General features: G+C 62.6%; 11 protein-coding genes. 7 read left to right on the top strand and 4 right to left on the bottom strand.

Annotated elements, in window-relative coordinates; translation table 11 throughout:
* Positions 1-32 precede the first annotated feature (32 nt).
* Positions 33-590: a thioesterase family protein gene (locus tag N005_RS08390; RefSeq protein WP_047700748.1), complete on the top strand. Its 558-nt coding sequence runs from the start codon at positions 33-35 to the stop codon at positions 588-590.
* A 137-nt stretch (positions 591-727) separates the two neighbouring features.
* Entirely contained in the window at positions 728-2,491 is a 1,764-nt protein-coding gene (locus N005_RS08385; RefSeq protein ID WP_047700747.1) for an L-lactate permease, read from the top strand.
* Between the two features lie 126 nt (positions 2,492-2,617).
* Here N005_RS08385 and N005_RS08380 read toward each other — a convergent pair whose 3' ends face one another.
* Entirely contained in the window at positions 2,618-2,953 is a 336-nt protein-coding gene (locus N005_RS08380; protein ID WP_047700746.1) for a lipoprotein, read from the bottom strand.
* 264 nt (positions 2,954-3,217) lie between these two features.
* Here N005_RS08380 and N005_RS08375 point away from each other — a divergent pair, with 264 nt between their 5' ends.
* Positions 3,218-3,874, top strand: coding sequence for a polysaccharide lyase family 7 protein (locus tag N005_RS08375; protein ID WP_047700745.1), 657 nt, complete (start codon positions 3,218-3,220; stop codon positions 3,872-3,874).
* Positions 3,875-3,900: 26 nt separating this feature from the next.
* Here the strand turns inward: N005_RS08375 and N005_RS08370 are convergent, their stop codons facing one another.
* From N005_RS08370 to N005_RS08360, 3 genes are all read right to left on the bottom strand, one after another.
* Positions 3,901-5,130: a nucleoside permease gene (locus N005_RS08370; protein ID WP_047701029.1), complete on the bottom strand. Its 1,230-nt coding sequence runs from the start codon at positions 5,128-5,130 to the stop codon at positions 3,901-3,903.
* 194 nt (positions 5,131-5,324) lie between these two features.
* Positions 5,325-6,404: a sugar phosphate isomerase/epimerase family protein gene (locus tag N005_RS08365; RefSeq protein ID WP_047700744.1), complete on the bottom strand. Its 1,080-nt coding sequence runs from the start codon at positions 6,402-6,404 to the stop codon at positions 5,325-5,327.
* A complete protein-coding gene (locus N005_RS08360; RefSeq protein WP_047700743.1) occupies positions 6,401-7,576 on the bottom strand; it encodes a Gfo/Idh/MocA family protein in 1,176 nt (391 codons plus the stop codon). The genes N005_RS08365 and N005_RS08360 overlap by 4 nt, the downstream gene beginning before the upstream one ends.
* A 179-nt stretch (positions 7,577-7,755) precedes the next feature.
* On the opposite strand from N005_RS08360, the gene N005_RS08355 reads away from it, so the two are divergent.
* The 4 genes from N005_RS08355 (at position 7,756) to N005_RS08340 (ending at position 12,301) form a co-directional block, all read left to right on the top strand.
* Positions 7,756-8,766: a LacI family DNA-binding transcriptional regulator gene (locus N005_RS08355; RefSeq protein WP_047701028.1), complete on the top strand. Its 1,011-nt coding sequence runs from the start codon at positions 7,756-7,758 to the stop codon at positions 8,764-8,766.
* Positions 8,767-8,860: 94 nt separating this feature from the next.
* Complete coding sequence (locus tag N005_RS08350; protein ID WP_047700742.1) at positions 8,861-9,811, top strand: TAXI family TRAP transporter solute-binding subunit; 951 nt, start codon at positions 8,861-8,863, stop codon at positions 9,809-9,811.
* Positions 9,812-9,890: 79 nt separating this feature from the next.
* Positions 9,891-11,918 (top strand): TRAP transporter permease, encoded by a 2,028-nt coding sequence (locus N005_RS08345; protein WP_047700741.1) that lies wholly within the window; start codon positions 9,891-9,893, stop codon positions 11,916-11,918.
* On the top strand, positions 11,915-12,301 hold the full coding sequence (locus N005_RS08340) for a DUF1850 domain-containing protein (RefSeq protein WP_047701027.1): 387 nt from the start codon (positions 11,915-11,917) through the stop codon (positions 12,299-12,301). Before N005_RS08345 ends, N005_RS08340 begins: the two co-directional genes overlap by 4 nt.
* The last annotated feature ends 38 nt before the right edge of the window (positions 12,302-12,339 follow it).

The raw sequence follows: 12,339 nt of genomic DNA, 5'->3' as shown, positions 1-12,339 counted from the left end.
AAAGTGGGCTTTTTTTCCCTTGCGGTGTTTTCATGAATCTCTGGTTCCGACTGTTGCTGATGCTGTTTCGTCGTCCCTGGCGCAAGCTGATCGGCCCTCTGGACACTACCGTGGTGCGCATGCGCGTATGGCCGCTGGACCTGGACCTCAACCGCCATGTCACCAACGGCCGCTACTTCACCCTGGCCGACGTTGGCCGCATGGATTACGTGCTGCGCAGCGGCGCCTACAAAGTGGCGCTGCGCAACCGGGCGGTGCCCATCGTGGGGGATGTCTGGGGCAAGTTCCGGCGGGAATTGAAGCTGTTCGAAGCGTTCGAGGTGCATACCCGGCTGCTCGGCTGGGATGACAAATGGACCGTCATGGAGCACCGTTTCATGAGTCGCGGGCGTGTGGTCGGGGTGGTGATCATGCGTGGTCTGTTCCGCTCGGCCAAAGGCACGGTGGCACCGGGTGAGTTTGTCCGCGAACTGGGCTTGGCCGAACAGTCGCCGGCCATGCCGCAGTGGCTGACGGCCTGGGCGCAAAGCTGCGATGACTTGAGCCTTGAGCTTCGACTGGAAGAAGGTGGCCGCACCGACGCGCGTTAACCAGCACACCTCGCCACAGGTGTCCAGCCTGCTCATCGGCCAGGGCATGCCCCATGCCCTGGCCGATCCCCGCCTATACTCTTCTGCCAATCCCCCCTGGGGCCTGCACTTCCAACAATAAAAAGCAGAGGTGGAACATGGTCTGGCAACAAGTCTACGATCCCTTCGGTAATGCGGTGCTGTCGACGCTCCTGGCGGCGGTCCCGGTGGTGGTGATGCTGGCGTCCCTGGCGTTCTTTCATATCAAGGCCCACCTGGCGGCGTTGCTGGCCCTGGCGTCGGCGCTGCTGATCGCAATCTTCGCCTTCGGCATGCCGGCCGGCATGGCCGGTTCGGCGGCGCTTTATGGCGCGGCCAATGGGTTGCTGCCGATTGGCTGGATTGTCCTCAACATCATCTTCCTGCATCGGCTGACCACCGAAAACGGTTCGTTCAAGGTCCTGCAGGATTCCCTGGCGCGCATCACCGACGACCGGCGCCTGCAACTGCTGCTGATCGCCTTCTGTTTCGGGGCGTTTTTCGAGGGGGCGGCGGGCTTCGGTACGCCGGTGGCGGTGACCGGGGCGATCCTGATCGGGCTGGGTTTCTCACCGCTGGCCGCCTCGGGCCTGGCGCTGATCGCCAACACCGCGCCGGTGGCGTTCGGCGCCTTGGGCACTCCCGTCATCACCCTGGCCAAGGTCACCGGGCTGGATGAAATGGAGCTGTCGATGATGGTCGGCCGGCAGTTGCCGTTCTTTTCGGTGATCGTGCCGTTCTGGCTGATCTGGGCCTTCGCCGGCTGGCGCAAGATGCTGGAGGTCTGGCCGGCGATCCTGGTAGCCGGCGTCAGCTTCGCCATCCCGCAGTTCGTGGTCTCCAACTACCACGGGCCGATGCTGGTGGATGTGATTGCCGCGCTGATTTCCATGGCCTGCCTTGCCGGGTTCCTCAAGGTCTGGAAACCGGCCACGGTGCATACATCCGCGGCGTTGTCGGGGCGTCATGACGATTCGAAGATCGATGCCAGCGAAGAACAGCCGCCGGCGACCGGCACGGCGTTTTCCAGCGACAGCCGGCCGGCGGTGCTGCGAGCCTGGATGCCGTGGATCATCCTCACGGTGTTCGTGTTCGCCTGGGGTACCCAGGGCTTCAAGAACCTGTTCGATACCCGCCCGGCGATCGACCCACAGACCCAGTCGGCCAGACTCGACCCCCAAGGCAAGCCGATGCGCGAGGCGAATCCGCTGTTCTCGCCCATGGTGACCTTCAGCACCCTGCACCAGCAGATCGAGAAAGTCCCGCCCGTGGTGCCGCAGCCTAAAACCGAGGAAGCGATCTACAAGTTCAACTGGTTCACCGCCACCGGCAGCGGCATCTTCCTGGCGGCGATTCTCGGTGGGTTGCTGATGGGCTACTCGATCCCGCAACTGCTGCGCCAGTACCTGCGAACGCTGTGGGTGGTGCGTTACTCACTGATCACCATCGTCGCGATGCTCGCGCTGGGATTCCTGACGCGCTATTCGGGCCTGGACGCCACCATGGGCCTGGCCTTCGCCGCCACGGGCATTTTCTACCCCATGTTCGGCACCCTGCTGGGCTGGCTCGGCGTAGCTTTGACTGGCTCGGACACCGCTTCCAACGTGCTGTTTGGCGGCCTGCAACGGGTGACGTCAGAGCAGTTGGGTCTGAGCCCGGTGTTGATGGCCGCCGCCAACAGCTCCGGCGGGGTCATGGGCAAGATGGTCGATGCCCAATCGATCGTGGTCGCCTCCACCGCCACCCGTTGGTATGGCCATGAAGGGGAAATCCTGCGCTACGTGTTTTTCCACTCGGTGGTGCTGGCGATCCTGGTGGGCGGGCTGGTGACGCTGCAGGCGTATGTGGAGCCATTCAGTCGTATGGTGGTTGGTGGGCATTGACCGGCACGTCTACCGATCAGAACGGAACGCGGAGCGTCCCGGGCGGCGTTCCCACGCAGAGCGTGGGAACGATCGATAGCACAGCCATGGGATGGCTTTTTGTGGCGAGGGAGCTCAATGAGCTTTTTACTGAACGTTCTTCAGCTTGACCACATCCCCGGACACCGACGTGGTGTAACCGGTCAGGACCCAGGCCCAGAACCAGTTTTCCTGCACTTGGGTGTTGATCATCGCGTCGCCGCCCTTGGCCTGGATCGCGGCGGTCTGCGCGCGTACGAAACGGTTGTTCTGGCGGATCGGGATCACCCCGAACAGCAGCAGGCCGGTGGCCTTCGCTTCACTGTGGCCGACAACGGTGTACTGGCTGCTGTCGTACTGCTGGGTCTTCATCGGGGTGCCGGTGCAACCCGCCAGGACCAGGCCGAACAGTGCGGTGGCGACAACTTTGCTGAAACTTTTCATTGACTACTCCATGGGGAAACGCCCGGGATCCATCTCTCGGGCGGCGCGTACTCTACCCGATCAACATCAAATTGACATTATCTACGCGCGACACCCAGCCCCACGCTGAACCCTCCAGCTAGAGCCATTCGTCAGTTGCTCCTCCTGCCCCCTCCAGCGAATCAGCGCCGCGTCGATAACCAGACGATTGCGCCACGGAAGGCAAATCCTGCCCTTGCCGGCTGACACCGATCTGAACCGGCTGTACCGTTGGAGCGCTTGACCATGATTGACCTGACTGTCTGGAACATCACCCTGCCGATACAAACCCCGGCCCTGACCATTGCGACCAAAGCGGTTCCGACCCTGCGCAACCAGTACTTCACCAACACCGGCGACAAGATCGTGTTCTGGGCCCCGGTGACCGGCTCCCACACGGGTAAAAGCGAGTTCCCGCGCTCCGAACTGCGGGAAACCTCGAAGGACGGCAAGCTGCGCAATTGGCGCTACAACAGCGGGATCAATACCCTCAAAGGCACCCTGGCCGTGAACCAGGTGCCCTCGGCCGGTCGCGTGGTCGTCGCGCAGATCCACGCCAAGGATGCGCCCGCCCCCCTGCTCAAGCTCGTCTACCGCTTCACCAAGGGTGTCGGCAACCTGGATGTCGAATACCGGGTCAAGCCCAAGGATGCGAAAAGCCCGGTGATGTTCACCGTGCCGAACGTTGCTTTGAACAAAGTCTTCACCTATTCCTTGCAGATGGACAAACAGGGCAAGGTCTCCGTGCTGATCAACAACCTCGGCAAACAGGTGAAGCTGGACCCGTCCTGGTATGGCTATAACTTCTACTTCAAGGCGGGCGTCTACACCCTGGACAACGTCGGCTATGCCAGCGAAGGTGGAAAAGTGACCTACACCAAACTGGACGTCAGTCATCTGTGACCGACGTCCAGCCCGAGGCCCGCATTTCAGCCTTTTGAGGGGACGGCTACCGCTTGGCGGCCGCTGAAGGCAAACAGGAAGCAGACCAGCACCAGCAGTGCAAAACCGGCCGGGAACAGCCAGATGCTGGTCCAGTCATGAGCGCCCGCCTCGGCAAAATGATCGGTGACCTGCCCCGCCACCCGGAAGCCGATCAACATGCCCAGGCCATAGGTCGCCAGGGTAATCAACCCTTGGGCTGAACTGCGCAGATGCTCCGGCGCCTTGGCGTCGGTGTAGATCTGTCCCGAGACAAAAAAGAAGTCGTAGCAGATGCCATGCAGGGCAATGCCGGTAAACAGCATGAACGCCAGGTCACCGTTGTTGCCGTAGGCGAACAGCAGGTAGCGCAACGCCCACGCCAGCATCCCCACCAACAACGCCAACTTGATCCCGAAGCGCTGGATGAACAGCGGCAACAGCAGCATGAACAGCACCTCGGACACTTGCCCGATGGCCATCTTCGCCGTGGGGTTGGTCATGCCGGTTTCGGCCAGGAACGGGTTGGCGTTCTGGTAATAGAACGCCAGCGGAATGCAGATCAGGATCGAGGCGATGAAGAACACCAGGTAACTGCGGTCCTTGAGCAGCCCCAGGGCATCCAGGCCAAGCAGTTGCCTGATGCCGCCACCGGCTTCGGCCTTGAGCGGCGCCGTGGCCGGCAGCGTGAGGCTGTAGATGCCCAAGGCCAGCGAAGCGATCGCCGCCATCAGGAAGGTATTGCGCAAACCGCCCGCCGCAATGGCTTCCCGTGAATCCCAGGCGAACACAAAACTGATGACCACGCCGGCGACAATCCAGCCGATAGTGCCCCACACCCGCACACGGGAGAATTCCAGCGCCGGATCGCGCATCTGCCGGAACGCCACGGAATTGACCAGGGCCAGGGTCGGCATGTAGACCACCATGTACGCCAGCACGAAGGGATAGAAGCCACTGAAATCTTGCGCCGAATACAGCTGATACAGCAGCACCGCGCCCAGCAGGTGCAGCACCGCCAGGATGCGTTCGGCATTGAAGTAGCGGTCGGCGATCAGGCCGATCACGAACGGCGCGATGATCGCGCCCCAGGACTGGGTGGAAAACGCCATGCCGACCTGCCCGCCGCTGGCGCCCAGGGTGCTGGAAAGAAAGGTCCCGAGGGTGACGAACCAGCCACCCCAGATAAAGAACTGCAGGAACATCATCACGCTCAAGCGTGCGTTCATCAAAGTCATGACAGTCACCGTCTGTTTGTTGTTCTTGTAGGCCAGCCCGTTGGGAAAAAGCTTTTTGTTGAGAGAGAGCATTTGTGGGAGCAAGGCTTGCCCGCGATGCAGGCGCCTCATTTTTCTAAGGACCGCGTCGGCTTTATCGCGGGCAAGCCTTGCTCCCACAATGAACTCCCTTGCCACAGTTCTTTTGGTATCGGTTACCTCGGCAGCCCCAACAGCCGCCGATTGGACGCCTCATCCGCCGTCACCCCGGCAAAATCATCGAACGCCTTGCGAGTCTTGCGGATCATGTGCCGCTCGATGAACGCCGCTCCTTCGGCGGCGCCCTGTTGCGAATCCTTCAGGCAGCACTCCCACTCCAGCACCGCCCAGCCGCTGAAGTCGTACTGGGTCAATTTGCTGAAGATCGATTTGAAATCGATCTGCCCGTCGCCCAGGGAGCGGAACCGGCCGGGGCGATCCACCCAGCCCTGGTAGCCGCCGTACACTCCGGACCGGGCATCGGGGCGGAACTCGGCATCCTTGACGTGGAACATGCGGATGCGTGCGTGGTAGCGGTCGATGAAACCCAGGTAGTCCATCTGTTGCAGCAGCAGGTGGCTGGGGTCGTAGAGGATGGCCGCCCGTGGGTGCTGATCGACCGCTTCCAGGAAGCGCTCGAACGAGGCGCCGTCGTGGAGGTCTTCGCCGGGGTGGATTTCGTAGCACAGGTCCACCCCGGCCGCCTCGAAGCAATCGAGAATCGGCAACCAGCGCCGGGCCAGCTCGGCGAACCCTTGCTCGACAAGCCCGCTCGGGCGTTGTGGCCAGGGGTACATGTACGGCCACAACAGCGCGCCGGAAAAGGTTGCATGAGCCTTGAGCCCCAGGCGTTGGCTGGCCCGGGCCGCCAGCTTGAGCTGGTCGATGGCCCACTCGGTCCGGGCCTGGGGTTGGCCGCGCAGATGGACCGGGGCGAAGTCGTCGAACAGCGTGTCGAACGCCGGGTGTACCGCCACCAGTTGGCCTTGCAGGTGCGTCGACAGTTCGCTGATCTCGACACCAGCCTCTGCGCAGATAGCCTTGAGTTCATCGCAATAGGCCTGGTCGTCGGCGGCCCGGGCCAGGTCGATGTAACGGGTGCCCAGGGTCGGCAATTGGATGGCTTTGTACCCTTGTGAGGCGGCCCACCGGGCGATGTTCGCCAAGGTGTCGAACGGCGCCTCGTCGGACATGAACTGGGCCAGGAATATGGCCGGCCCGCGCAGGCCGCCCGGTGTTTGATCGGCGGTATTCACAGCAGCGATTCTCCGGTTTGCAGCGCGGTCCACTTCGCCTCGCCACGATGATTGATGAGGGCGGCCTCGATGAACGCCATGCCGCGCAAACCGGTTTCGATGCCGGGCACGCCAGGCGCATCGGGCCCCTCGGTCCGTTCGCGAATGGCACGGGCGAAATCGCCGTAGAGGTTCGCCATGGCTTCCAGGTAGCCCTCGGGGTGCCCCGCCGGCAGGCGCATGCGGCGCGTGGCGGCTTCGCACAACCACGGCTGGCCGACACCGCAACGCAGGATGCTCAGGGGTTGGTCGAGGGCACGATGGATCAGGCTCGACGGTTCCTCCTGGCGCCATTCCAGGGCGCCTTTGTCGCCATAGACGCGGATCTTCAGCGGATTCTCTTCACCGGCGCAGACCTGACTGGCGATCAGCACGCCACTGACGCCACCACTCATGCGCAAGAGCATCGCGGCGTCGTCGTCCAGTTGCCGGCCCGGGATGTGAGTGCCCAAGGCCGCACAGAGCTGTTCGACGTGCTGCCCGGTCACGAACTCCGCCAGGGAAAACGCGTGGGTGCCGATGTCGCCGATGCAACCGCCCAGGCCGGACTGCTGCGGGTCGTCGCGCCAGCCGGCCTGTTTGTTGCCCTGCCCGGCGACGTCCTGGCTGAGCCAGCCCTGGGGGTACTCGACCAGCACTTTGCGCACGGTGCCGATCACGCCCGCGCGTACCATCTCCCGCGCCTGCCAGACCATGGGATACCCCAGGTACGTATGGGCCAGGCCGTACAGGCGGTCGCCGCCTTGCAGCACGTCCTTGAGCGCGAGCAACTCACGCAGGTTCAACGCCGCGGGCTTTTCGCTGAATACATCGAAACCCGCCTTCAACGCCTGGACGGCAATCGGTGCGTGCAGGTGATTGGGGGTGACGATGACCAGCAGTTCCATGCGCTGGTCCGCAGGCAATGCCGCTTCAGCGTCCACCAGTTGCCGCCAGTCGCTGTAGCAGCGGGAAGCGTCCAGCCCCAGGGCCGCGCCGGTTTGCTGGTTGTTGCGGGCATCGCGGCTGAACGCCCCACACACCAACTCGAAACCGCCATCCAGGCCCGCAGCCTGGCGATGGGCTTGGCCGATGAAAGCGCCCTCTCCGCCGCCCACGAAACCCAATCTTATTTTCGGTGCTACAGGACTCATCGCAATTCTCTCAGGCCGGGGCTGTTGACAATGTAACCGGTTACATCACAGCGGAATCTAGGCGCAGTTCTGCGGCATGTCAAACCCCATGGTCTTCATGCAGGGACGTTTGTGAGGCACCCAACCTGCGGTAAGCTCCCCTTCGTGCCGCCATGTTCCGGCGCTCGATCGAGGTGCTTTTGTCCAATATCCGTGAAGTGGCCCGGCTGGCCGGCGTGTCGGTGGCTACGGTTTCCAGAACGCTCAAATCCCCCGAACGGGTACTGCCCGAGACGCGGGACAAGGTCAACGCGGCGGTGGAACAGGCCGGCTACCGGCCGAACCTGATGGCCGTGCAGTTCCGTTCCCGGCGCACCGGCAACCTGGTGATCCTGGTGCCGGCCATCGCCAATACATTCTTTGCCCGGGTCATCAGCGGTGCCCAGCAGTCTGCCCAGGCAGCGGGTTATCGGCTGCTGTTGTGCGACACCCAGGGCCAGGCAGAAATCGAGCGGGAGTTCGCCGCGCTGGTCTATGCGCACCAGGCCGACGGCGTGATCCAGTTGCGCGCAAGCAATCCTTTCGACTCGCTCCCTCCAGGCGCCGGAGCCCTGCCGCTGGTCAACGCCTGCGAAGTGGTCAAGGGTGCCGACTATCCCACCATCAGTCTCGACAACCGCGCCGCAGCCCAGGCCATGACCGAATACCTGATCGGCCTCGGTCACCGCCGCATCGGCATCATCAAGGGCCCCCGCAGCAGCCCCCTGACCCTGGACCGCGTGGCCGGCTACGAGGATGCCTTGCGTCAGGCCGGTCTGACCATCGACCCAGGCTTGATCTGCCACGGCGACTTCACCCTGAACGCCGGGTACGACGGCGCCGGGGCGATGCTGGCGCTGGCCGAGCGGCCCAGCGCGCTGTTCTGTGAAAACGACGAGATGGCCATCGGCGCCCTCAAGCGCATCAAGGAATCGGGGTTGCGGGTGCCCGAGGACATTTCCCTGGTGGGGTTCGACGACATCCCGTTCGCGGCGTACTGCGATCCGCCGCTGACCACCATTTCCCAGCCTGCCGAGACGTTTGGCAGCAAAGCCGTGGAGATGCTCATCGCGTTGATCGAGAAAAAGCCTATCCCACAGCAGCACGTACTGCTCCCATTCGAGCTGACAGTTCGCGGCAGCAGCGTAGCTCCGGGTCCCGGCACTGCCTGACCAGGCACATCGGTTCTATCGACTCGCCATCGGTCCCGTTTCAACTACAGTGGAAGGGCTCTGCATAAAGCCATAACAAGACGGAGAGTTTTCCATGCGAGTCAACAAGCGCTTCACCCTTCTGGCCGCCGCGGCAGCCTTGGTGGTCACGACCACGGTCCAGGCCGCACCGGTGTACATCAACATCCTGACGGGGGGCACCAGTGGGGTCTACTACCCGATCGGGGTGGGGCTGTCACAGATCTACAGCGCCGGCATCAAGGACGCCAAAACCTCGGTGCAAGCCACCAAGGCTTCGGTGGAAAACCTCAACCTGCTGCAGGCCGGGCGCGGAGAATTGGCCCTGGCGCTGGGCGACTCGGTGGCTGACGCCAAGAATGGCGTGGAAGATGCCGGCTTCAAGGCACCCCTGACCAAGCTGCGTGCCATTGCCGGCGCCTACCCCAATTACATCCAGATCGTTGCCAGCCAGGAGTCGGGCATCAAGACGTTGGCCGATCTCAAGGGCAAATCCATTTCCGTGGGGGCGGCGAAATCCGGCACCGAGTTGAACGCGCGGGCCATTCTCAAGGCAGCGGGACTGAACTACAGCGACATGAAGGTCCAGTATCTGCCCTTCGCCGAATCGGTGGACCTGATCAAGAACCGTCAGCTGGACGCTACGCTCCAGTCTTCGGGGCTGGGAATGGCAGCCATCCGCGATCTGGCCTCGACCATGCCGCTGAACTACGTGTCGATCCCGACAGAGGTGGTGACAAAAATCGGCAACCCGGCCTACCAAAGCGCAACGATCCCGCCCAATACCTATGACGGCCAGACCGAAGCCGTACCCACCGTGGCCATCACCAACATCCTGGTCACCCGTGAAGACGTTTCGGACGAGGTGGCCTACCAGATGACCAAGCTGCTGTTCGAAAACCTTCCCCGTCTCGGCAGCGCCCACTCCGCAGCCAAAGACATCACCTTGGACAAAGCCGCGAAAAACTTGCCTATCCCCCTCCATCCCGGTGCCGAGCGCTACTACAAGGAAGCCGGCGCCCTGTAGGCCGATCCGACGCAGCGGCGACTACCGTCGCCGCGCCCTCCCGGTTCGCACCTTCAATGCAGGCAAGAGGACACCCTTGATGAGTGAGATTCAGCCCGGCATTCCTGCCGACCCTCGGGACTGGCCCAGGACACTGTTCTACGTGGCCCTGCTGTTTTCGGTATTCCAAATCGTCACCGCGGCGTTCGCCCCTGTCTCCAGCCAGGTACTGCGTGCCGTGCACGTGGGTTTCCTGTTGTGGGTGGTGTTTTTGAGTTATCCCGCCCATGGCACCGGTCGCCCCTGGCAACCACTGGCATGGGTATTGTCCCTGGCCGGCCTGACCACGGCCCTGTACCAATGGATATTTGAAGCCGATTTGATCCAGCGTTCCGGTGACCTGACCGACACGGACCTCATCGTCGGTATCGTGCTGATCGTATTGGTATTCGAAGCCGCTCGACGGGTGATGGGCATTGCGCTGCCGTTGATCTGCGGTCTGTTCCTGGCCTATGGGCTGTTCGGCGAATACCTGCCGGGCGATCTGGCCCATCGCGGCTACGGCTTCGATCAGATCGTCAATCAATTGTCCTTCGGCACCGAGGGGCTGTACGGTACGCCGACCTACGTGTCGGCCACCTACATTTTCCTGTTCATCCTGTTCGGCGCTTTCCTCGAGAAAGCCGGGATGATCAAGCTGTTCACCGACTTTGCCATGGGCCTGTTCGGCCACAAGCTCGGCGGCCCGGCCAAAGTCGCCGTCGCCTCCTCTGCCTTGATGGGAACCATCACTGGCTCCGGTATTGCCAACGTGGTGACCACCGGGCAATTCACCATCCCGCTGATGAAGCGCTTCGGCTACAAAGCCGCGTTCGCTGGCGGCGTGGAGGCCACCTCCAGCATGGGCAGCCAATTGATGCCGCCGATCATGGGTGCCGTGGCGTTCATCATGGCCGAGACCATCAACGTGCCGTTCGTTGAAGTCGCCAAGGCCGCCTTGATTCCCGCGTGCCTGTACTTCGGCTCGGTGTTCTGGATGGTTCATCTCGAAGCCAAGCGCTCCAACCTCAAAGGCTTGCCCAAGGACCAATGCCCCAGCGCACTGGGCGCCGTGAAAGACAACTGGTACCTGCTGATCCCGCTCGCCGTCCTGATCTATCTGCTGTTTTCCGGGCGCACGCCGCTTTTTTCCGGCATGGTGGGGCTGGCGCTCACTGCCATCGTGATTCTCGGCTCGGCAATCATCCTGCGCGTATCGAGCTTTGCCCTGCGCTGCGCCTTCTGGATCGCGCTGGGCATTCTGTGCGTGGGTTTTTTCCAACTGGGCATCGGTGTCATCTTTGCGGTGATCGCGGTGCTGGTCATCGTCTGCGGGTTCATCAAAGGCGCGCGGGAAACCCTGACCATTTGCCTCGATGCCCTGGTGGACGGCGCGCGACATGCGGTGCCGGTAGGGATTGCCTGTGCCCTGGTGGGCATCATCATCGGCGTGGTATCGCTGACGGGTGTGGCGTCGACCTTCGCCGGTTATATCCTGGCCATCGGCAAGGACAACCTGCTGCTGTCGCTGATCCTGACAATGCTCACCTGCCTGGTGCTCGGCATGGGCATTCCCACCATCCCCAATTACATCATCACCAGCTCGATCGCCGCGCCCGCCCTGCTGGAATTGGGCGTGCCGCTGATCGTGTCGCACATGTTCGTGTTCTATTTCGGCATCCTCGCCGACCTCACGCCGCCCGTGGCACTGGCTTGCTTCGCGGCGGCGCCCATCGCCAGGGAGACCGGCCTGAAAATCAGTTTCTGGGCGGTGCGCATTGCGCTTGCCGGCTTTGTCATTCCGTTCATGGCAGTCTATAACCCGGCATTGATGCTTCAGGGTGACAATCTGTGGATGACCGCTTACATGTTGATCAAGACGATGCTCGCCGTCGGGCTCTGGGGCATGGCGTCCACCGGCCATCTGCAACAGAAGATGCCGATCTGGGAGCGCCTGCTGTGTTTTGCCGCAGGCGCTTTGCTGGTCGTCGCGTTGCCGCTGACGGATGAGATTGGTTTCGTGCTGGCCGGGCTGTTGATTTTCCAGCACCTATGGCGCTCGCGGCGCATCGGACGGGCCCTGGCGTGATGGGTTTATGCCTGGGCCTGGCCGGTGTGGTCTGGGCCCAGCTTCCCCCGCGGGATTTCACGCTGGCGTGGAATCACACCATCGAGAAAATCCGCTGGGAGGAAGACTACCGGGTTACCGCGCAGGGGTTGGTTCTGGGGGAAGCCAGGGTCAAAGGCAACGGCGCTGGCATGGAGATTCCCGACGGCGCCTGGCTGAAAAACGGCAGCTGGCACTACCTGCGCCAACTGCCGCCGCTGCAACCGCTGAGACTGGGCCGCACACCCCAGGCTGGGGATTACCAGCTGTGTTTGAATGGACATTGCGAGCCAATGAGCCATTGGCTGGGGCCACCAACGGCAGATCAACCGTTGGTGGAATTGTGGAGTTGCGATCCGTCCTGAGCCGACCCACGGCGGCGAGGCCCGCGGCCCAAGCCATT

The sequence above is a fragment of the Pseudomonas mediterranea CFBP 5447 genome (assembly GCF_000774145.1).
GTDB classification, from domain to species: Bacteria; Pseudomonadota; Gammaproteobacteria; order Pseudomonadales; family Pseudomonadaceae; genus Aquipseudomonas; species Aquipseudomonas mediterranea.
Note: the sequence above shows the minus strand (reverse complement) of the source record. Positions and strands in the feature narration are given on the sequence as shown.